The sequence below is a fragment of the Fuerstiella marisgermanici genome (genome assembly GCF_001983935.1).
Lineage (GTDB): Bacteria > Planctomycetota > Planctomycetia > Planctomycetales > Planctomycetaceae > Fuerstiella > Fuerstiella marisgermanici.
On sequence record NZ_CP017641.1, the window covers coordinates 3,416,669 to 3,439,276 of the forward strand.

Genomic DNA, 22,608 nt, shown 5'->3' on the forward strand with positions numbered 1-22,608 from the left:
TATTGAGGCTCGGCGACGGCCGGCTGCTCTTCCAAAAATGCGAACGAACACATGGGTATGAAAATGGCGTTTCAAGGTGAAGCCACAAAAACTTTACGATCGCAGCCTGTGAACTATCGCTGGCCATTCGATTGGTTAGCACACACTTTCGTGTTGGTGGCAAGTCTGCTGGTTGCGGGCGGCGGCGTGGCTACGGCTGATGAAACCCAACTTGCGTTGGACGATATCTTTGGCTCTGGCGTGGTCGAAGATAATAGCAATGCCATTCGTGAACGGGCTGCGGGTCTTGATGACGATGAAGAGCGCTTTCGAGTTTTGAGTGACTGGATCCTGCCGTCAGGCTCGCATACCCGGTTTCGCGTCAGTGGACGGTTTCAAACACATGCGGACAATGGGAAGTCGGGCGGAGTCCTTGTGTCGCCTGTCTACGATCTTCTGGCGGTTGCAGAATCACTCGGCCACCTGGACGAACTGCGACACCGCGTCGCTGCTGTGCGATCAGAAGATGCACAGCAGCAGCGAGCGAAAGCAGCCCTGCTGGCAATGATCGCGATGTATCTTCGAGACGACGACGCGGCCTTCCAGCAGATTGACCAACTCAAGAAGTTAGTCCAAGGTTATGTTCCGCGCACTGTGCAAGAACAATGGCCTGAAACTCTGCTGGTTTTTGCAGACGTCCATCACTTTCCGCAGTCTCATTTTGCACCGGATTTGCCTGAGTATCTTTACGAGCAGCGCACACGCAAAGGCATTCCTCAGCATGCAGAGGAATGGCACGCTCATATCGCGTCGCTGATGATGAAGAACGCTGTGCAGCGACGGCCCGCAGCGAAAGCTATCAGCCAGGATCAGTTCAAGCTCTGGATTCCATCGGAAAGGCATCGGCATCACACCAGAGGCTCAGGACTTCCCGCCGCGACGTGGATTTGGAGCACCGAAAAAGGAGAACATGTCACCGGCCATGAAGATGATTATTTGTTTTTTGCATCTCCTTTGCGGGGCGACTTCGATGTGGATGCCGACATCAGCCCCATCGGGCGAACGCAAGTGTTATCGGCCGGCGAGCTGCTGGGGCAAACGTGGGGAGGGGCCTCACTATTTGAAGGGAATGTGCGGCACGGGATCAAAGCCCGGAAGCTGAACCAGCCGCTAGCGAAGCTGGGCAAATGGATCCATTACCGAGCCGCCTACAGAGGTGATGAATGCCGGGTCTACCTCAACGGTCGGCTGATGAAAGTGATTCCGCGCCCGGCCACAGCCGATCCATGGATTGCGTTCCGAAGCTGGTCCCGCAATGACGCGAACTTCCGTGACGTTCGTATCACAGGGCGCCCGGTTGTTCCTGAGAGCATCGATTTGATCAATCCGGATTTGACAGGCTGGTGGACGTATTACGGCGAAAGCTACGGCTATGAATTGGCGGCATGGAATGTCACAGCATCCCCGGATGGGCCCGGCGAAATCGTTGGCACCAAAAACAGTCGGCTGGCGGGTACCTGGTGCGAACATCTGCTGCGGTATATTCGTCCGCTTGGGCAGCAGAGCACCGTGGAGTACGAATTCTATTTTTCCCCAGGCTCGGCAAACGCATTTCCAGCGATTGATCGAACGGCGTTCGCGATCACACCCCAGAAAGTTCTGACGCACGCCATCACGGATGGAACTTATGAACAGTCGACCGCGTCGCCAGTGTTGGCCGAATACGACACATCACTGTCGACTCAACCCGCCGCATTGCCACTGCGGGCGAACGAGTGGAATCGGATGAAGGTGCAGATCAACAAGCAATTGGTTCGGTTGGAACTGAATGGCGAATTCGTGGGCGAATACGAACTGGCCGCCGACAACAGTCGCCACTTTGGCTTCTTTCATTTTGCAGATCGGGACGAACTGCGAGTCCGCAACGTGAAGTTGACCGGTCACTGGCCCATCAAAGTACCGCCACTGGCCGAGCAGGAATTTGTCGACATTGCTGCTGCGAATCTGAGCGACACCGAGTTACCGGACGTGTTTCGCCATGACTTTGCAGCAGACGGTCTGGAGCAACGTTATATCGGGGCCGCCGCAGGAAGACTTGGTCGCGTGAGTGCCACACCAGCGGGAGCCGTACAGCATGTGACGTCCTCCGGCGCATGGTCTCAGTCACACTTTGATGCCAACTTTCGAATGGATGGCGATTTCGATTTTTCTGCGAGGTTCGATCCACTTGACGTGACCGACCATGATTTAAACGGATGCGGGATTTTCGTGTCATTCGGCGACAGGTACCAGATTGAATGCAATCGGCGACCGTACGGCACGAACAACCAACGGGTGACTGTTGCCTGGCGAGAACCGGTAGGTGATGGCGAATTCAAGGCCAGCTACGAAAATCTGTCCACCGAAGCGAAGGCGGGAACCTTCCGGATGGCTCGGCGAGATGACCACATCACTTTGCTGTTTGCTGAAAACGATTCCGATCAATTTCGCGTCGTTGATTCCCGAACGATCGAAGGCATCGGGCAGCACGGAGCGGACGCCCGTCTGCAGGCAGTCGCCAACAAGGGCGGCACCACCACAGTGACTTGGAAGTCCTTGCGTGTGTCTGCTGACGAACTCTGGTATCTGCCCGATCCGCGAGAAGAACAGCCGCGTTTGATTTATGTCATGGATGCGGATGGCGGCAATCTGCAGCAGATCACAGCCCCATTGCTGAATGTGAATTCTCAGGGTTCGCCGGACTGGTCGCCGGATGCAACTCGTATCGCCTTTGATGCGTGGACCGGCCAGGTGGAAACATCCTTCGTTTACGTTGTTAACGCCGATGGATCGAACATGAAGAAGCTGGGGCTTGGCAGCATGCCAACGTTTTCGGCGTCCAACGACCGACTGGCCTGCACGTCTCTTCTGACAGGCACCGTCTTGTTCGACGGTAATGGTGGAAACCGTGAGAACCTGGTCGAAGAAGGCTGGGGCGCTCAATGGTCACCCAACGGGAAGTGGATTGCGTACGAATCACGCCACCGCACGGAAGGTCGTTCGCAACGCAACATCACAATTATTGATGTCGAAACCAAACAGAAACGGCAGTTGCTGAAAGGGCGTGACGCCGATCGTTTCCGGCACATTCTTTACAACATGGAATGGTCGCCCGACAGCAGTCAGATATGTTTCAAGGGCATCGTTAGCGGCGGCCAGGAAGTGTGCATTGTGAATGTCGCCGACTCAGCCGTTCGCACACTGACGACGGCTAACATGGGCCCCGACTTTGCATGGCATCCCGACGGCCGCACCATCATGATGTGGGGCGTGCTAAGTGTACTCGGCGGAGCAGAAGCAGGCGCGACGCATTCGATGAAAGGAAATCGACTGTACCAGTTCGATCTCGAATCCGGCGAACTCAAATTGTATCCCGGACAGCCAATGAATCAGGACAACAGTGGTCCGGCGTGGTCACCGGACGGGAAACGCCTGGCCTTTTGCGGAAAGCAGTTTCCGGGGCCGGTCAGGTGGACCGAAATGAAGGCAGAGCGTTCACCGTAAACAATTTACTGGCTCCTCAATCAGGAATACGAACATGAAACCAACCACACTCGTCACGGTAACACTTCCCCTGCTGGCCGTGTGCCTCATCGCCGCAGCTCAGGATGCTCCGAAGCAAAACGATAAGGATGCGGATCTGACGGCAGACCTGAAACTGATCCAGGGCTCCTGGGAACTGCAGCACGGCAACGAAGGCCAAGGTCGTCCGACCACACGCAGCATCAAGACGATCGAAGGAAACAAGGAAACACTCCGTCGCTACAACGCGAAGACCGGCAAGAAGACTCACGAGCATTCCATGCTGATTAAGCTCAGCAAATCAGGTGAAGTCCGAGTCTGCACGTTCTACCGCGAAGGCAGCACGCCGGAAAACGGAGCCTCATTCGTCTATAAGGTCGACGAAGAGAATTACTACGACGTGCCAGGCCTGTTGCAGGGCCGAGAGTATCGTAACTATCAGGAATCTCCCAAGGTCTGGCATTGGAAACGCCTGGCGAGAGACAAAATTCCCGTTGAGGCTCCGTAACTCGTCTTGGAAGGAGCGAACTGGTCAAGATCCAAACAACGATTCGAAGAACCCCTTCTTCCGAGCGGGCGGCTCCACGGGTTTTGGGGGCAGAGTTGGCGTCGCAGGTGGTGGTTCGTAATGCTCTGCATGAATGTCCAGACGCTTCACCAGGATTTCGGACTCTCGGTCGGCGCCGCCTGTGTGCAGCATGATTCGTACACTCGGGATGGCGACATCGGACAGATCGGCAACGTCCAGAATCCGTTCGTGTTCGGCACCCGCCAACTTTGTCAACACCGTGAACTTTCTGCCTCGGCGAGCCACTCGCAATGATGTGACTGCCTTCGCACTAACAGATCCCGCGTTGCGATAGTCCAGACGGCCGTCCGGTTTGGCATAACGAAACTGAGCGCGAGCTTCGGTGTAACCGGATTCTGTGAGGTTGAACATGGCGTTTGCCTGAGTTTGATTTTTGTCGGGGACTTCAATCTGCAGATAGATGGCTGTTTGTTCGTCGGCCGCCGGTTTGTCCAGCTTGATGGTTTCGAATTCGGTCGTGATGTCAAAGTCGCCTGTGATGTCGTGCAGCGTCGACAGACCGCTGGATTCCCAGGAATCAAATCCCGGAGCTGACAACTTCAGCCCCTTGTCAGTGGCGTTCCAGTCGCGAGTATCCCGCCAGCGATACAGGAAAGCTCGGTTGGGCGCTTCTTTTGTGAAATCGTACAATACGTGCTGCAGCAATTCTGTGCGTTCACTGTTAAGTTGCGTCACCCGTGGGTCGGCATCGGCTGTGGACGCCTGAGTAATCTTCTCCGCTTTGACCACGATGTCCTTCCAGATCACGCTGCAGTGTCCCGGGCGATGCATCTGAGCGACCAGTCGAATGCCGTCTGCCTTGATAGGTTTCGTGGTGACCAAACGTGAGCCTCGCAGACGGAAGTTGGGGGAATCACGTTCGGCCGTCAGATAGTAGATCCGATCACCTCGCCGAGCCAATCGCAATCGCCCACCGCGTTCTTCGATCGATTCGGTGACAAAGTAGTCGCGTCTCTCGCCTTCTGGTGCCTGCTGCACAACGACACATTGAAGCATATCGCGTTCGCCGTTCGGTTCGTGCATATGCCTCCGCGTCACAAAGAATTCGTCGGACGTGGCGTTATCCAGCCTGGCGATCAGCAACAGGGAACTGCTGCCGTTCTCAGTTGTCGAATATTTAAAGTCTTCGTAACTCACGGTGATATCAAAATCACCGTAAGCCTGCAGGCTGGGGGCAATTGTCGTATTGACGTAGCCTTTGGTTCCCGGCCGCAAAGCCAGCGTACCAGAGGAAGTATCCTTGACGTGCTCGCCCGGAGCCCCACGAATAAGTCTGAACCGATCGTTGACGGCTCCGTCAGTTGTGAAATCGTGTTGAAAAACCGCCTGCATGTGTTCGACATCACGGTCCAGAAACAGAGCTTCATCGGTTGCCAGGTCCTGATCACTGATGGATGGCAGTTCTTTTGGCCAGTCGCCCTTCCATGTGACATTGCGAACTCGCAGTTCAGACTGATCAGCGTAATGAAACAAGCCAAAACGCCGCTGATTATTGGCGTTCAGTTTCTGCCGAGCAACCACGCTGCCGTTCAGCCATATTTCCACAATGTCGCCGGTCAGCGTCAGACGCACTTTGTTCCATGCATTGTTCCGAGGCACGTCGTAACGGAAACTGGCAGCGTCTGCTGCCGCATCTTCTGATGCCTCAGTGACGGCATGTTCTGTGGACATTTTGTTGTCGGGAGCCAGGTCCGTGCGGTCAAATATTCCGTCCGTCAGCCAGTGTAACTTCACTCCGTCAGGCTGCAGCAGAAAGCACATACGGTCGAGCATTGGATGCGCGTCCTGCTGGCCTTCGTTGTAGAAGTATTCGTATTCGATCGTGCCATCTTCAAGCATGGGACGATGATAGAACAACGCTTCTTCGCAGAAACAATCAGTGGGTAGTTCGGCCCTTCGTGGCGCGAAGATGCCTCCAGACTGTTTTATGTTGGCTGGCGTGCGGTCTTCTCGTTGGCCCAGATATAGCGGTTGCCAATGAGAATGTGACCAGCCCACACTGCCGGGAAAGTATGACAACCAGCCCTGAAGCTGAGGGTGAGCCGTTAACGTGATTGCCTCCGGAATCACAGGGGCACCGGTTATCCGAACATTAAACGCACTGCCGCCATGTTTGAAATCGTTACGAATTGCGATCCATGGATCATGGTGTTCCAACATGGTCCAATCATGCACACGCCGACCATTCACAAACGCCGTCGTCTGCCCATCCGTGACCGTAACGCGGTTGTGCACCGTTCCACGGATCTTTGAGAATCGTGGCTCAAGCAAATGCCGCTTTGACGTACCTCGAATATCTCCCACTTCAAAGTGCTGTTGAGTGTAAACCGGGGCTACCCATGTGCCGCAGACAACTAACTGCGAATCTCGCCAACTAAAAGCCGCAAAATCACATTCCACCTGGAAGTTGCCAGTGAGTGGAGATTGGAAATACAGCACATCATCATCATGGCTGATCGTGTTGTCGGCTTGCCCTTTCTGCAGACGCCATCGAGACGCAGGAATTCCGGCACCACGCGATTCTGCATCCACAATCCCCGCCGACATCCACTGCCCGGATGCCGAACGGTTGATGGCAGGTTCCGGATCGGGCAAATGAAGTTCCGTCGCCAGGGTCTGGAATTGTCGATTCCAGATCGGCCAGACGTTTTTGGTCATCTTGCGACGGGCGATTGTTGAAACCGGCCCCACCAAGGCTTCATAGATGTCCGGGACGGATCGTCCCACATGAAACAACAAGGCTTCGGCCGATCGGTGTCGCACATCGTCCAACTCGGTCGCGGCGCTGAGCTTCAGAAATTCGTCGATCAGCTTTAGCCCAACGTCAGATTGATTTTTCTGAATGGCAATCAACACCAGCAACGCGATCCGGTTCTTTTGCCCTAACGTCGATGTTGGCGATAACATTTCGACCTTTGCCGAAAGTTCTGCCAGGCGGTCTATTTCAGCAGCCGATCGGACCAGGTCCAGTGCTGGAGACACCAGATTACCGCCTTCGCCGCCATCGTTGCCAGCAGGATGAGTGGGCATGAAATCGACCAATACGCGAATCGCGTCGTGGCTGTCATGCGGTAGTACCCAGTCGGAAAGAAACTGGTAGCGGTCTTGCGGCGACATCGCCAGTGAGCGTTGATGAACGCCATACGCCGATTCAACAATGTGGTCCTCACCAAAGATGGCCCCAATGGCCCGCGATACCGCGGGGTCGCCGGACGCCACGGAAACTGATGCCGCGATGGTGCACCACAATGCTAAAAGCAATAGGTGGTTTAGCCGACTCAAGGTTCTCATCGTGCCGCTTCTCCTTCCACGTTCCAAAGCGACATTGTCGCGAAGACGTCGCAAAACAACATCGAACCTTTTGGGGAATGGCTGAATTCTATCGCGAAGTTGACTGGCTGATCTTTGCCGATGTGTACCGGGTCAAACTATCGAGACTTCTGCACGATCAGCATCGATAGTCGCTTTGTCTACGTTTGTTAGCTTAATCAACGGGAGCAGATGTCAGCGCGGCACGTTGTTCCGGTGTCAGCGTGCGTCTAACCTCGTCGGCCCGAATTTCGATCGATGTTGACAACACCTTCGCCTGCATGCCAGTGCCACCGGCGTGAACGTGGAAAGCGACGTCGCCGGGAAAAATCGGCACGGACGGCACTGCGACTCTGGCGATCACACGGTCGCGAACAAACTGACTGGATGTGACCACGTAGAATAGTTCGTTTTCTCGCCTGACGAATCTCACGCCCTCCACGGAATCGATGGCCACTTTGCTGAGTGTCTGATATTGCATCCCGCCGTTGGGGCTCGGCACCCATAATTCCGCTACGATTGTTGTGGCGCCGGATTCGTTCTTGTGAAAGACCAGCGTCGGTCGCGACTGCTTGTCGTCGCGAAACTGCATCTGAAGATAGACACTGGAAAGCCGAGCCGCCGGCGCTGGCGTGGGCAGGTCCAGCACGTCGAATTGGGTTGAGATATTGAAATCTCCGGCAATCGCCCGTTTCACGCGGAAGCCGTCGGTTAACCATGCATTGCTGCCGTCGGCCGTAATCAAAAGACCACCGTCTGCTGCCTTCCATTTTTGGGCCGCTCCGATTTGGGAAAAATCGACGGCAGCTGGCCCAAGTTTGCGGAAGTCGTGGTTCCAGCTCTCAGCGAGTCCGTCACGCTGGCGGTTGAGTTCCGCGAGTAGTTCAACGGTATCTTCCGTGGCAGGCCCGCTCAGCCGGTCTGCCCGAATGTCGATGCTCTCCCAAACAACGTCCGTACTGCCAGACTCAGTTAGTACCCGCAGCCGAATTCCATCCAGAATCGAACTGTCCGTCGCCACTTCCTCGGTGCTGACCAACCGAAAATTGGGTGAGTCATGTTCAGCGATCAGGCTATAGAGGGTGCTTCCGTGTCGTATTAATCGCAATCTCCCGGAATCACAGGCCTCGACAATGTTGCCCAGCCAGAGTCGTTGAGCGTCTGGACCTATTGTTCGATGAATGTACAGATGAGACGTCTGCTGGTCCTCTTCAGCTGGCCGACGAACCTGACCACGATAGACAGAACAGTGTGTGGCAGCGGGATCTGCCATCACCACGTCGAGCGCAATTCCATCAGTGCCGTTTCGGCTGGGAGTTGTCTTCAAATCGGTGAAAGTCGCGACGATGTCAAAATCGCCGTCGAGCTTGAGGCTTGGTGTGGCATAGCATTGACGATATCCGTCACTGCTTTGATGCTGGATCCGCAGTCCCTGCGGTGTGATCTGCGATGTGACGTTCGCTTCGTCAAAGTTGCCCTGGCTCCACAAAGTTGCTGGCATCGCTGCCGTGCTAAAGTCGTGGTGAAACGTTTGCTTCAGAACAAGCTCCGGATACAGTGGATCGGGAGCCGCCAGTTCCTGCTTCTCAGGTGGCGGTATAGAATCCGGCCAGTCGCCTGTCCATATCACGCTGCGAACGCGAGCTTCGGTTTGATCCGAATAATGAAACAGTCCAAAGGTTCGAGGTGTGTCGCTGGACAACTCGTGCGTGATGATTGTCTCACCGTTTAGAGTTAGTTGAACAGTGTCGCCGGCAAGGTTCAGACACATCTTGTTCCAGCGATCTTCCTTCAGTGGAACTCGGCTGATTGCTGCGGGCAACTCGGGAATGGTGGATCGTCCCGGGGCATGATCGGAAACGCTGCAACAACCATTGGTCATTCGATGAACGCGAATACCGTCCGGACTTATCAGGAAAGCAACGTTTCCAATCGCTGGGTGAACGTGAGTGCTGCCTTCCCGGTAGAAGAACCCATACGCAATCGTACCGTCTTCCAGCATGGGGCGATTGTATTGCACCAGGCTTTCTTTGTGGGTTCCGGCAAGATCTTCGCGTCGCGCTCCCACAATCACCTGGCTGTGTGCTGCCTGCGAGACTTGCTTCCAGTCGGTGCCGTCGGTTTCATCGTAAAAGGAAATCCACCCGGGTAGTCCACGTGCTTCGGAGAGCTTAAGCGTCAGTGGAATCTCCGGATGACCGGAAATCCTAAGGTCTTTGACTTCTCCAGCAGCATACCAAGGGCTGCGGATGGCCACCCACGGTTCGTGATCAGGATCCAACGTCCTTGTGTGAACCCGTCGACCATTGAAGTATGTCGAAGCAACCCCATCGCGAACAACGACTCGGTATTTCATCCAACTACCCGGCTCCTGTAGCGGCGGAATCAATTCAATGAACGGCTGAGACTGACGGAAGTTGCCAACTTGATAGGTTGTGTTCCCCCAAACCGGAGAGACCCATTCGCCGCCAACAAGCAGGTGGCTGTGTCTCCAGCCGAAACTGGTGACATCACATTCGACTTCAAAATTACCTCGCAGCGGAATGTTGTAGTACAAGTAATCTTCATTGTGGGTGGCCACATTCTTGACATGCCCACGTTGCACATGCCAGTCGCCAGCTGGGTAGCCGAGTCCATTTGTCATCGCCGTTCGTCGGCTGACAGGCGTCCAGCGCTTCGATGCGATTCCGTCTGGTATTTCCGATGAGTCGATCGCCGGCTTTGTCGCCCCAGCCAAAGCAGCCATCTGCCGATCCCAGACATCTGTGCTGCCAGACCTGTCCTTGCGAATGAAGGAATCGACGATGTGGGCGAGAAACTCCGCTGCGGTCTCTCGCGTTTCTTCATGCCGGGCCGCCGCAACGATGGCCAGAGTTTCCGGAAACCGAGTTGTGACTTCATCGCGATTGAGCTGCACGAAATCCGAGTGAAGTTGCCCCAGGCGCTGTTCTGCGTCGCCAGAATTACCAGCCGCGATGTCGATCAAAACCAGCAACGTGTTGCGGCAACGGGATGCCTGATGCGACGCGGGTGCCGACTCCGAAACCCGAGCTTTCAGCTCGTCTAAACGCCCAAGCAAAGCTGCAACTTCAACAAGGTCCATCGCAGGAGACTGCAGTTCCCCATTGATCGATTCGCCCACAGCGCCTTCTGGTGCGAATGACATTGAGAGCCGAAATTGCGAATGCGTTTTCCCCGGCAGTACCCAGTCGGACAGTAATTGATACCGTTCTGCCAACGGCAAACGCTTCGCGTCGTCCCGCACTTTGGCCACATTCTGCTGCAAAATGTCGTCGCCGAGGATGTCATTTAGCGCGGCGTTGACGTTGTGGTCAGCGGGCTCAGCGAGTTCACTGTTGGGGAGCTCCACCTGTTTCGCGGGGCTGGTGGAAAGTGCCGCCATCGCGAGCCGACCCGCTGAGGTCTCATCAATGGCTAATGTCTGAGTATGGTGAGCGAGCGTCACGGACAGTGCGCACACCAATCCTGCAAACGTATCCAGCCGCATTGTTTTCCCGTTCGTTTTCAGAGACGGTCTCATTCGGCACTTTACTCGCTGTCTCAGAAGTCTGACGCGTAATTCGTAGCATCCGCGGTCTCGCCGTACCGTACGTCGCAAACAACAGCGGGATCACGCACGAAAAGCCGTCAAATCGTTGCCTGCGACCGTCAGGCTCAGTAGAGTCAAGTGTTCCGCGGCCCTTGCGTCAAGCGACGGGCGTGGTTTCTGTTCGCGTGACAGCTTGCCATATCTAGGTGACGTGATGAGCCGCGTTCTGTGGATTGATCGCAGCCTGCATGACGATGCCGTTGAGCAACAATGGCTATGAGGTTGAATCGAATCATCTGAACGCTGTTCCCTGGGGACGAATCCGCTATCCAATCCATCAGCGAGGCTGCATAATTTGTGTGCCTTATGCAGAACGTGAGTCATGCACTAGGCCATTCGTCGCGGCAAATGCCACATTCGGTTCCGCGGTTGTGAATGTCATAAGAGATGCAATTCCCCCGCGGAAAGAACATGAGGCGGCGGCACATTACGATTTCCTGACAATTCATGCTGAATTATTCGCGTGAAGCTGGGCAGGCCATCGACATATCACTGAACCTGCGGCAACGAGCGGAACCAATTTGCTGCCGGTCACTCAATTCGAGGCCATTTTGAACGACTCTGCACTAGTTCAGGGACTGCGAGAACAGGATCCTGCGGCGGTGAAGCATCTTAGCGATTGCTTTCTGCCGTCGGTGTGGCGCTTCGTGTACGTCAAAGTCAATCGCGATCGGCATCTCGCGGAAGACATCGTCAGCGAGACCGTGTTGGCATTGGTGAAGGCAGTCGCCGACACAAAGACAGATATTCTGAACCCCGGTGCATGGTTGCGATCGGTGGCGTCCAACAAGGTGACGGACCATTTTCGTGCGGCTGCGCGTGTGCAGCACCTGATCGATGAAGCTAAGCAGTCGGCTCCGGTGAGTGACGATATTGATGCGGCGGCACTGCAGGAACAGTCTGAGCGGCGTGGCGAGGTACGCGATGTGATGGATCAGCTTTCTGACCAGCATCGCATGGTTCTGGAGTGGAAGTACATAGAAACATTAAGTGTGCGAGTGATGGCTGAACGCCTGGACATGACGGAAAAGGCCGTTGAGTCGATTTTGTTCCGAGCTCGACGCGATTTCCGAGAACGCATGATGCGAGTCGACAGTCGGGAGTGCGGAGTTCCGGGCCGCCAGCAGAACGATGACGCTCAGGCTGGCAAGACGAGCTGCGATGAGTGTGGTGACGAAGCTAACCAGGCAAATGTTCGAGTTGAGTGTCCGAAGTCGAGTGTGTAGCACGCCGAGGCAAATGCGTCTCGCCGAACCACGTACTCTTTATTCCGGGCTCTCCCCCAACAGCGGCAGATTTAGATGACAAACGTTTCGAACATAAATGACGCATCACAGGATTCGTCGGATCAGGAGCTTGAAGAGCTTCTTACCGACGCGTTCGATGCTCCGCCAGTGCCACGTACGCTGTTGAAGCGGCTTGATCGCGGTATCGAGCAGGAATGGGGCACGTCACCTCGATTGGCTGATTCGCATGTCGCAAGAGTCGGCCGGACTCTGGTCGGCGGTGGGCGGTGGGTGCGGCGTTTACCGATCGCGGCGGCGCTGGGAGTGTTGATTCTGTTGGCGGTCATGTTTCGCGGTGATTCAACGGCCTTTGCGTGGAGTCAGTTGCTGGACGCAATGGCGAAGCAGGGTGTGGTTCAACTGGAATCAGAGAACGTCGATCGGTGGCTCGCACTTTCTGAGGGTTGGATCCGTGATAGGTCGGATGAATCGTCCGTGCTGGTGGATATTCAACGACAGGTTGTTTTACAGCGTGACGATGGTTCGGCGGATATCAAGCTGCGATCGCTGAAGCGTGGTGCACCGGCCGATCGCAATCAGTTGGTGTTAACATTTTTGTCCGGGACGAATTTTGACGACGAGACGATTCAGCGTTTTTCTGGTGCCCGAGTTGTCAGCGAATCTTCTTCGCGGGTGAGCGGTGAGGCTGGGGAGAACATTCAACTTGATGTTGACTTCGTCTGCGACAATCTTGAATCAGTATCGTTACGGGCCTTGGTGGACGTGGACAGTCATCTGCCCCTGCAGATGCAACTTGTGACTGCTGATCTGCCGATTGCCCGACCAACGTTGACTGTTTCTTTCCCGGCAGCCACGGCAACAGACCGCCGAGCCGTTGAATTCCCCGCCGACATGCCGGTTGTCAATGTCGAGGCGGCGGAGGCGATCCAGACGGCGTCCCTTGAATCGAATCTGTCTGGTGCGGACGACAAACTACTCGCGCCGATCGGGACTGACAAAGAAGACTCGAACGTCGCTGTTGCGTTAGCGACGACAACGCCGGCTTCACCAAAGCCGGAACGGAAAAGCAAGCCTGCCGGGCTTTTCGGAGCCGCATCAGGATGGCAGCCGGTTGATGTTTCGCAGGGCTCGAATGACGATGTGCTGCAGCAGTTGGATCATTTGATGGCGAAATTGTGGGAAGACAATGGCGTTGATCCAGCCGAGCCTGCGGGTGATGAAGAGTTACTTCGACGAGTTTATCTGGACCTTGCCGGACGTATTCCGGCAGTGACTGAGGTCCGAAATTATCTGAACGACAAATCGCCGAATCGCTATGTCGCCCTGGTTGAGCGACTGTTGATGAGTGCCGACTTCGCGTCTCATTTGGCAGCCACTTACCGCAGGTTCCTGATTCCTGAAGGAGTCGACTTAACGGCGTTCGGGGGCGTCGAGGCCTTTGATAAATGGTTGAGTGAACGCTTTGCCAGTAACGATTCGTACGACGAAGTGGTCCGCAGTTTGTTGCTGGCAGAGGGACGGTTGTCTCGGTCAGGTCCGTTGCTGTTCTATTCGGCCGCCAAACTGGATCCCGACCAACTGGCGTCGCGAACGTCGCGCGTGTTTTTGGGAATGCGGCTTGAGTGTGCTCAATGCCACGACCATCCGTTCGAACCGTGGAGTCAAAAAGACTTCTGGAGCTACGCCGCATTCTTTGCTCGCATTTCGCGACCACAGGGGACGCTGGAGAATGTGTCCACGGTAATGCGGGTTCGCGACGTTGAGCGTGGTGAAGTGATGATTCCGGATTCGGATGAAGTGGTGCCGCCACGGTTCTTAAACAGTGCCGCCCCGGTCGACGATGGACAAGCCGATCAGCGTCGACAAAAACTGGCGAAATGGTTGACGGGGGCGGACAATCCGTATTTTCCGCGAGCTGCGGCGAATCGAGTTTGGGGGCAGATGTTTGGGCGAGGGATCGTTGATCCGGTAGATGATTTTGGAGTGGAAAATCCGCCAGTGTCACCGGAAGTACTCGACCTGCTGGCAGGGCACTTCATTCGCACAAAGTTTGATCTTCGTGAATTGTTCCGCACGATTGCTCTTTCGCGAGCTTACCGGCTTTCCAGTGGAGCCGACGTGCAGGACTACCTGCGCGTCAATATGTTCGCTCAGATGAACGTCAAGACGCTGACGGCGGAACAGGTTTACGACTGCATTACCGTAGCGACAATGCCATCGGGGGCAGCGACGGAAGGTTTCAATGTGGTGCGGTTCGGCAACACGCCGCGTGACGAATTCCTGCGGCAATTTAGAACTCCGTCCGGCCGCCAAACGGAATATCTCGGCGGAATTCCTCAGGCACTGACATTAATGAACGGGACTTTGATCGATGGAGCGACAGGTCTTGCAAGCAGCGGCCTCTTGAAGTCGCTGGCAGCACCGTTCTTTCAGAACAAACAACGGATTGAAATTCTGTACTTCGCCACGTTGTCTCGTCAGCCAACCGCTTCTGAATGGGAGTTGCTGAACGAATACATCAGCGAAGACTTGTCAGGTCCGGCATTGCAGGAGGGGCTCGCAGATGTTTTGTGGGCGGTCTTGAACAGTGCTGAGTTTACGATGAATCATTAGGAGCTCAATCATGACAACTCCCTTCTCCCGAAGACGACTACTCGGCTCACTAGCTGCAGGCATCGGCGGGATCAGTGTAAGTGGCTGGTTCCCGGCTTTGGCGGCTCAGCTGGCCGAGCAAAAAGAACGCAAGCGGCACTGCATTCTGTTGTGGATGAGTGGCGGGCCGACTCAAACCGACACATGGGACATGAAGCCGAACCACGAAAATGGCGGCGAATTCAAAGAGATCCAAACCGCGTCGCCAGGACTGCGATTTAGCGAACACCTTCCCAAACTGGCCGCTCAATCAGACAAACTGGCCGTGATGCGAGGTCTAAGTACCAAAGAAGGTGATCACGGTCGCGGTACCTATTTGATGCGAACGGGGCGAGTTCCCATGGGGCCGATTCAATACCCGTGTATTGGCTCGGCACTGGCCAACCAACTGGGAACCTTCGACGCGGGGTTGCCGAGTTTCGTGAGCGTCGGGCCTTACCGCGCGTTCAATCAGGACGCATTTGGCGCCGGTTTTCTGGGTCCGCGATTCGGTCCGTTGATTGTGGGAGCATCAGATATTCCCGGATCTATGTCTAACGATGTCGACGGGTATCCGGAACTTCGCGTCCAGGGAATGAATCGGTCTGGCGGGATAACTGAAGCTCGCATGGAGAAGCGACTGAAGATGTGGAAGGGGTTGCAGTCGTCGTTCCTTGCGAAACACAAGGCCGGAGCGGCCGCAACGCAGAACACGGTTTACGAAGGAGCGGTCCGGTTAATGAACAGCGAAGACGCCAAGGCCTTCGATCTGTCGGATGAACCCGAAGCACTGCGCGAAGCCTACGGGAAGACCGTGTTCGGCCAGGGTTGTCTGATGGCTCGGCGACTGATCGAACGGGGCGTGTCGTTCATTGAAGTGTCACTCGGCACAAACAGTGGCGGAATTGGTTGGGACACGCATTCCGACAACTTCACCGCAGTGCAGCGACTGTCAACGGATCTGGATAACGGCTGGGCGACGCTGATGACCGATCTGGAAGACCGCGGCTTGTTGGAATCGACCACCATCCTGTGGATGGGCGAATTCGGCCGCACGCCGCAGATCAACGACGGTGCCGGTCGAGACCACTTTCCGGCCGCATGGTCGGCTGTACTGGCTGGCGGCGGAATCGCAGGCGGCCAGGCCTACGGTAGCACCAGCGAAGACGGCATGATGGTGAAAGACGGAAAGATCGCGGCCGAAGATCTGCTGGCGACTCTTGTGGAAGCCACTGGAGTTGGTTCTGACGCCATGCTGATCAACGAAGACGGACGCCCAATTCCGATAGCAGAAGGCACGCCTGTGAAGGAAGTGCTGGCATGAGCACGATACGCACTACTTTGTGGCTGAACACAGGCACGCTGCGAGTTCTTCTCACGCTCGGCGTTATATTGACCGCCAGTCTGTGTACCGCTGGCGAACTCAAGCTTTCCGTGCCGGTGCGATTCCTTCCCAAAACCGCACCGGCGTCGAACGCGACGCAAATGCCGCCGGGCATGCAGCGACCTCCGACGCAGCCGACAACGCCCGGTGGAAAACTACCTCAGTACCAGCTGGATCACATTCGTCGCGGAGACAACAGCGTCGATGCTGACAACTCGTCCCTGCGAATCATTCTGGCACTGCCAGCCCAACCGATTCTGGTTGAGGCAAATATCACGGTGGATGGCAAAGCGTTTCGTCGAATGCGCGAAGATTGTGTTGCTGAGATTTTGAAATTTGTCGCCGATCCGATTGCATGGAAAGAACAATCGAAGCGAGCCGCTTTGCGAAACAATCCCGCCGAAGCCGCGACCAGTATACTGGAAGGCGTGAAGAACGTGTTCGACCAGGTTGTCGCCGCAGCACCCGACGTTGAAAAAGCAGAAGACAGCGAAGCAGGCGATAAACCCAAAGATACGGATACCGACCAAGCTGATTTGGTTCCGGAAGTGCCCGCGTACGTCGCCCCCAATTCTCTGTTCGAACGGATCGAACGCTACATGGCGGCGACCGGGGAAGCACCCAACGCGGACGAAGTGCGTTGGATATTGACCAATTGGGTGGACGGACCTGCTTTGTTGTATCTCAACGACAATTTCCAGCGTTTCCGAGCCGACCAGACGCCGGTTTTCAACATCCTTGACCGGGATCGGAACGGCAAAGTGTCGTCTGAGGAAATGGAGTTGGCTGTGAAGTCGTTTCAGGATTGTGACCTCAACCGCAACGACATTATCGAACATACCGAGATCGCAGAAGTCGCTAATGATCCTCGCGACGAAGCAACGCATGCTGGTTTCGGAAAGCTGATCTACGCCCTCCCTGATCACACCAACGCAGCCTTCATGTACCAGCGACTGGCTCAACAGTACGCATCAAGAGACCCTCAGAGCACTGCTGCCCTGGCTCGTTTCGACACGAACGTCGATGGTAGATTCGACGCGGCTGAACTAAAGAGCCTGCGCGACCGTGCGCCCGACATTCGGATTGATGTGACATTCGATTCCGCAACGCCAGGCGAGTCGCGACTGAGCGTTGTTGGGCTTGCCGATGAGTTTGCTGCGGCGGCGGAATCGGCTGCCTTGAATCCGCGCAGCGTGACACTGCAGATTGGTTCTGACACTGTCGACTTCTGCGCGGTGCAATCAACAAACAGTGATCAGATTTCGATCGGAGCTGTCAATGACGGCTACCCCATGCTTCCCGTCGTGGACCCCAATGACGACGGCCGCTTTACGATCCGTGAACTGCGCCAGTTAAACCAGCGTCTCGCAAGATTTGATCGCAATGGCGACGGTGGTCTGACAAGAGACGAAACCACTTCCACTATCAGACTTTGTTTTGCCCTGGGGCCGGTGGCTCATCAGGAACTGGCCTCGCTAAGAAGCGTTCAATCGGCCAGTAAAGAGCCCTTCGTCAAGGGGCCGAATTGGTTTGTTCAAATGGACGTCAACAAGGACAACGACGTCAGCGCCAAAGAATTCCCCGGGAATGACGAACAGTTTGCAGAACTGGACGCGGATGGGGATAAGTTAATCAGTGCTCAAGAAGCGAATGCTTTTGAAGGTAAGCAATGAATCGATTAGATACTCAATCCGCTCCCAAAAAATCGGGCAGCGAGAACGGACATGCGGCGTCACCGGTCCTGGAGACGTCGAAGGACGTCGCTGAAACCGTGGACAGGATGCATGAGAAATTCAAAGAACTTCGGACCCAACTTAGCGGCATTATTGTCGGCCAGGACGAAGTCGCTGAACAACTCTTGATTGCGTTGCTGTGCAAGGGGCATTGCATCCTGCAGGGAATGCCAGGGCTGGCGAAGACGATGCTGGTGTCGACGATGGCGTCGCTGGTTGATATGTCCTTCCGCCGTGTTCAGTTTACCCCGGACCTGATGCCTGGCGACATTACGGGCACTGAGGTACTTGAAGAAGACCACACGACCGGCAAACGCATTTTTCGATTTGTGGAAGGTCCATTGTTTGGCAACGTTATTCTGGCAGACGAGATCAATCGCACGCCACCGAAGACGCAAAGTGCGTTGCTGGAAGCGATGCAGGAACGTCAACTGACAGTCTGCGGTCAGACCTACAAACTGCCGGAACCGTTCTTCGTCCTCGCGACGCAAAACCCCGTGGAAACCGAAGGCACTTATCCGCTGCCGGAAGCTCAACTGGACCGGTTTCTGCTGAAGATCCATGTCACGTATCCCAGCCGAAGTGAAGAACTTGAGATCGCTCGGCGGCAAACCACAGACTATCACTTCGAAACAAAGACTGTGCTGGACGCGGACCAGATTCAGAAGATGCAGTCACTGGTACGCAATGTGGTTGTCTCCGATCACGTTTACGAGGCGGCTCTTGATTTGGTCCGAGGCACTCGGCCGGAAGAAAGTGAGATGTCGGCCGAGCTAAAGAACCTGATTCAGTGGGGCGCTGGTCCGCGCGCCACGATTGCAGTGCTGATGGCCGCTAAGGCACGAGCTTTGTTGAATCGCCGCTGTCACGCTACGACTGCCGATATTATTGCGGTTGCTCAACCAGTTTTACGTCATCGAGTCATCCTCACGTTCAACGCGGAAGCTGCCGGCATTGATGCCGACTCAGTGTTGGAAAAGATTATTCAAGGAACAAAGTCGTTGCATAAGGCTGCGGTGTGACGGCAAAGGCGGTGTCGTTTGCACGCCGTTCCTTCACAGCACAGTTGCATCGTTTTGCGTTTCGAAAACTGAACACTGAAAACCGAACACTCACTTCCATGGTCAACCTGTTCCGATCCAAACCCGAACCAACCGTCGCGGCGGCTGGTCACACTGGTGCGACGCCGTTTCCGGCGGATCTGGTGGATCCTCGTGTGATGGACCAGATCGGGAATCTGGAACTGTTGTCGCGCACGGTGGTTGATGGACTGCTGGCGGGAAAACATCGTTCCACGACCAAAGGTGGCTGCTGCGAGTTTGCTCAGCATCGTCAGTACGCGCCGGGGGATGAGATTCGACAGATCGATTGGCAGGTTTATGCTCGCAACGATCGTTACTTCATCAAGCAGTTTGAGGAAGAAACCAATCTGCACGGAATGATGGCTCTGGATACCAGTGGTTCAATGAAGTTTGGTTTGTCCACTGTCAGTAAACTTGATTACGCCAGGCAGGCAGCATCTTGTCTCGCTCGACTGTTGTTACATCAGCGTGACGCCGTCGGCACCGTCATTCTAAACGAGCAGAACCCCATGTTTCTGCCACCGAAACAAAACGCGGCTCACCTTCGCGCCATCCTGTCGATCCTACAGGCAGCAACCGCTTCGGAGGGCGGCAGTCTTGGCGTCCAGATTCGCGCCATCATTCCTCGCATGCGACGGCGCGGGCTGTTTGTACTGTTTTCTGATTGCTTCGGAGACCTCGACGACTTGGCAACGGCACTGCGTGTGGTCAAGGCTCGCGGGCATGATGTGGTGGTGATGCACGTGTTGGCTCCTGAAGAAATTCATTTTGATTTTCGGCGGTGGTCATCGTTCCAATCGCTGGAAGTGAAAGGACAGAAAGTCAATCTGGATCCTGCTGCTGTCCGCGACGAATATCTGCGGCGAATGCGACTCTTCCTTGATCGTCTGCAGGAACTGGTCACGGGACTCGGCGGCGATTACGTGCGCATGACAACTAATCAGGATCTTGCAGAAACGCTTGGCTGGTTTCTACGAGGACGCAGCGCCAAAGGACACGGTTAACGTGATTCGCCAACTTCACAATTCCAATCCCCAAACTGAATCTACTCCGTGAGTTTCCTTAGTATCGCATTCCTTGCCGCCTTGCCTTTGGCGGCGGCACCGATTTTGTTGCACCTGTTGGATCGGCGACGCAATGTCACGATTGAATGGGGAGCGATGGAGTTTTTGCTGGAAGCGTCAACGCGAAAAACAAGTGCTCGCAAACTGAAGCAATGGCTGTTGCTGCTACTGCGAGTTCTCGCGGTCGCAACTTTGGTGTTAGCGTTGGCTCGACCCATGCTGCCGGGCAATTGGCTGGGCACGAACGAACGCCGCGAATTGATCCTCGTGCTGGACAACTCCATGTCGACCCAACGATCAACCAATCCGGCTGCCGTCGTCGAAGCGGCCAGCTCGAACGTCAACGGATCGGATCGGCCCGGAGAGAACAAGCTTCGCAACACGGCAGCAGCCGGAAGCCCAGCTTACGAGCGCCTGTTCGATCAGATCATCGAACGAGCGAAGGCTGAACTCGCGGGACTGAAGCCGGGCGACACGGTTCGTATTCTGGCGGCGTCTCCCTATCCGGTTTGGGCAACGGCGGGTTCGTTTCGCGTTGGTGCCAGCGGCCAGGAGTTGGTCTATTCTCAACTGGAATCCGTTCGGCCAACAAGCGGAGGCAGTGACCTGCTGGCAGCATTATTCACGGCAGTGCAGGCCGACGCCGAACCGGTGAGTCAGAAACGGCGAGTTGTCCTGATTACCGACGGACAGGCGGCCGACTGGACAACCGAAGACGACAAAGGCTGGCGACGTTTTCAGGACGTGCTGCAGGCTGCACAACTGCCCACGGAACTGGATATCGTTGAAGTCACTTCAGACGTGGCTGCAGTCGCCAATGTGGCCGTCAATCATGTGGAATCGAGCCGGACTGTGGTTGGAGTTGACCAGGCCTTTACTGCGACTGCTCAGATTAAGAACCATTCGCGTGTCGCCGCCGACGATTGCTCTGTTCGCTGGCTTGTGAATGGCAACGAAGAACACAGGGAACTCGTGTCTGAAATTGGCGGCGGTGAATCCAGCGATGCAGTCTGGCATCATTCCTTCGCCAATCCAGGCGTCTATGCGATCTCATGTTCGATCGACGCCAATGACAGACTCGCGGCCGACAATACGGCAACCGTGGTCGTGGAAGTGGTCAACGAAGTGCCCGTGTTGGTGGTCGAATCCGCAGCCGGGCGAGCTGAAATGCAGCAGGACGCGTACTTCGTGATGGCGGCGATGGGTTACGTTGATGGCGAACCGCTGGAATCGCGCGGCGTGCACCAGCCGGAAACCGTCACGCCCGTTGGGCTGGAACGAACGGACTTGAGTTCTTACCGAGCCATCGTGATTCCGAACTTGAAGAGCCTGAGCAAGGAAGCGATTGAGAAACTAAACCAGTATGTCTTTAATGGCGGCGGGCTTTGGCTGGCTTTGGGGCCACGAACCGACATTGAGGTCTTCAATCAGTATCTGTTCGCCGACGGCGAGGGACTCGCTCCGCTGGCGCTTGATGGGATTGTCGCGGAAGCTGACCCCGGCAAACGAAAAACGACGATCAACCCGTCGCTGCGTGATCATCCGGCGACAAAGGAACTGGCAGACGCTGAGCGACTCGACACCAGCGATGTGAAGATTTCACGGCGAGTTCGCTTCGTACCGCCGCCGCAGGACGAAGATGTTTCGATACTGCTAAGTCTTACCAACGGCGAACCGCTGGCGGTTGAAAAGTATTTTGGTCGTGGTCGCGTCATCGTGCAGTCTGTGCCGTTGCGAATGGATCAATGGAGTGACATCGCGAAGTCGCAGGCATTTGTCGTCATGGTGCAGGACTGGCTTTCGTACCTTACCGCACCTCGAGCGACGCGACACAATCTTTCGCCCGGTGACCCGATTGCCGTGCACCTGTCCGACGCCGACAACACTGACGCCGTATTGCGGACGCCTCATGGCGATGAAATTGAACTGACGGCAGATGCGGCTGGCGACGGAGTGATCTTTCGTTCCAGTCGCACGATTCTTCCCGGCGATTATTCTTTGGAGCTTAGCCTGTCCGGTGAACGACTGCCGTTCCATGTTCAACGTAGTCCACGCGAATCCGACCTGGCTATGCTGACCGCAGAGGATCACAAACTGCTGGCCGATACGGCTGGGTTAGAACAGGATTTGTTAAGTAACGGAATGGGCGGATCCAGTCACAGCGACCCGGTGTGGCCGTTGTTGCTGATGCTGTTGATCGCGTTTATGAGCGCCGAGTTGCTGCTGGCCGGTTTGATCTCCCGCGAACGATTCGGTTCAGAAGCCATTGCGGAATCAAGCGGCGAGTTCGCCAGCGGAGATATCGGATTACCGATGGCGTTCGGGAACAAGGCGGTGATGGATTCGGTTGGGGCAGATCGGAAGCAAGAGATAGAAGTTTGAATTACGATGGACTGGAAGGTTCACAGGCGAAAGGTCA

The 22,608-nt window shown here is 55.5% G+C and carries 11 protein-coding genes; 9 read left to right on the top strand and 2 right to left on the bottom strand.

Annotated features, from left to right (window positions below):
* The first annotated feature begins 63 nt into the window (after positions 1 to 63).
* A complete protein-coding gene (locus tag Fuma_RS12865) occupies positions 64 to 3,522 on the top strand; it encodes a DUF1583 domain-containing protein (RefSeq protein ID WP_158520965.1) in 3,459 nt (1,152 codons plus the stop codon).
* Positions 3,523 to 3,556: 34 nt separating this feature from the next.
* Positions 3,557 to 4,048, top strand: a complete 492-nt coding sequence (locus Fuma_RS12870; RefSeq protein WP_077024500.1) for a hypothetical protein — start codon at positions 3,557 to 3,559, stop codon at positions 4,046 to 4,048.
* Positions 4,049 to 4,072: 24 nt separating this feature from the next.
* Here Fuma_RS12870 and Fuma_RS12875 read toward each other — a convergent pair whose 3' ends face one another.
* The gene (locus Fuma_RS12875) at positions 4,073 to 7,420 is read right to left on the bottom strand and encodes a DUF1583 domain-containing protein (RefSeq protein ID WP_083732013.1); all 3,348 of its coding nucleotides are present in this window, start codon (positions 7,418 to 7,420) and stop codon (positions 4,073 to 4,075) included.
* 193 nt (positions 7,421 to 7,613) lie between these two features.
* Positions 7,614 to 10,979: a DUF1583 domain-containing protein gene (locus Fuma_RS12880; protein WP_083732014.1), complete on the bottom strand. Its 3,366-nt coding sequence runs from the start codon at positions 10,977 to 10,979 to the stop codon at positions 7,614 to 7,616.
* A gap of 620 nt (positions 10,980 to 11,599) precedes the next feature.
* Between Fuma_RS12880 and Fuma_RS12885 the strand changes: the two genes are divergently transcribed.
* The 7 genes from Fuma_RS12885 (at position 11,600) to Fuma_RS12915 (ending at position 22,571) form a co-directional block, all read left to right on the top strand.
* Positions 11,600 to 12,274 carry an RNA polymerase sigma factor gene (locus tag Fuma_RS12885; RefSeq protein WP_158520966.1) on the top strand — a complete coding sequence of 225 codons (675 nt, stop codon included), beginning with the start codon at positions 11,600 to 11,602 and terminating at the stop codon, positions 12,272 to 12,274.
* A 75-nt stretch (positions 12,275 to 12,349) separates the two neighbouring features.
* On the top strand, positions 12,350 to 14,908 hold the full coding sequence (locus Fuma_RS12890; protein ID WP_218922431.1) for a DUF1549 and DUF1553 domain-containing protein: 2,559 nt from the start codon (positions 12,350 to 12,352) through the stop codon (positions 14,906 to 14,908).
* Between the two features lie 10 nt (positions 14,909 to 14,918).
* Positions 14,919 to 16,250 carry a DUF1501 domain-containing protein gene (locus tag Fuma_RS12895; protein WP_077024504.1) on the top strand — a complete coding sequence of 444 codons (1,332 nt, stop codon included), beginning with the start codon at positions 14,919 to 14,921 and terminating at the stop codon, positions 16,248 to 16,250.
* Positions 16,247 to 17,983 (top strand): EF-hand domain-containing protein, encoded by a 1,737-nt coding sequence (locus tag Fuma_RS12900; protein WP_077024505.1) that lies wholly within the window; start codon positions 16,247 to 16,249, stop codon positions 17,981 to 17,983. The genes Fuma_RS12895 and Fuma_RS12900 overlap by 4 nt, the downstream gene beginning before the upstream one ends.
* On the top strand, positions 17,980 to 19,065 hold the full coding sequence (locus Fuma_RS12905; protein WP_083732016.1) for an AAA family ATPase: 1,086 nt from the start codon (positions 17,980 to 17,982) through the stop codon (positions 19,063 to 19,065). Before Fuma_RS12900 ends, Fuma_RS12905 begins: the two co-directional genes overlap by 4 nt.
* A 98-nt stretch (positions 19,066 to 19,163) precedes the next feature.
* Entirely contained in the window at positions 19,164 to 20,129 is a 966-nt protein-coding gene (locus tag Fuma_RS12910) for a DUF58 domain-containing protein (protein WP_077028278.1), read from the top strand.
* Positions 20,130 to 20,177: 48 nt separating this feature from the next.
* Positions 20,178 to 22,571, top strand: coding sequence for a BatA domain-containing protein (locus Fuma_RS12915; RefSeq protein WP_077024506.1), 2,394 nt, complete (start codon positions 20,178 to 20,180; stop codon positions 22,569 to 22,571).
* The last annotated feature ends 37 nt before the right edge of the window (positions 22,572 to 22,608 follow it).

What these genes read in the sequence shown, in the direction of transcription:
- Fuma_RS12905 (WP_083732016.1), top strand. Translation starts at nt 17,980, where the DNA reads ATGAATCGATTAGATACTCAATCCGCTCCCAAAAAATCGGGCAGCGAG.
- Fuma_RS12870 (WP_077024500.1), top strand. Translation starts at nt 3,557, where the DNA reads ATGAAACCAACCACACTCGTCACGGTAACACTTCCCCTGCTGGCCGTG.
- Fuma_RS12890 (WP_218922431.1), top strand. Translation starts at nt 12,350, where the DNA reads ATGACAAACGTTTCGAACATAAATGACGCATCACAGGATTCGTCGGAT.
- Fuma_RS12900 (WP_077024505.1), top strand. Translation starts at nt 16,247, where the DNA reads ATGAGCACGATACGCACTACTTTGTGGCTGAACACAGGCACGCTGCGA.
- Fuma_RS12875 (WP_083732013.1), bottom strand. Translation starts at nt 7,420, where the DNA reads ATGAGAACCTTGAGTCGGCTAAACCACCTATTGCTTTTAGCATTGTGG.
- Fuma_RS12895 (WP_077024504.1), top strand. Translation starts at nt 14,919, where the DNA reads ATGACAACTCCCTTCTCCCGAAGACGACTACTCGGCTCACTAGCTGCA.
- Fuma_RS12865 (WP_158520965.1), top strand. Translation starts at nt 64, where the DNA reads ATGGCGTTTCAAGGTGAAGCCACAAAAACTTTACGATCGCAGCCTGTG.
- Fuma_RS12910 (WP_077028278.1), top strand. Translation starts at nt 19,164, where the DNA reads ATGGTCAACCTGTTCCGATCCAAACCCGAACCAACCGTCGCGGCGGCT.
- Fuma_RS12880 (WP_083732014.1), bottom strand. Translation starts at nt 10,979, where the DNA reads ATGAGACCGTCTCTGAAAACGAACGGGAAAACAATGCGGCTGGATACG.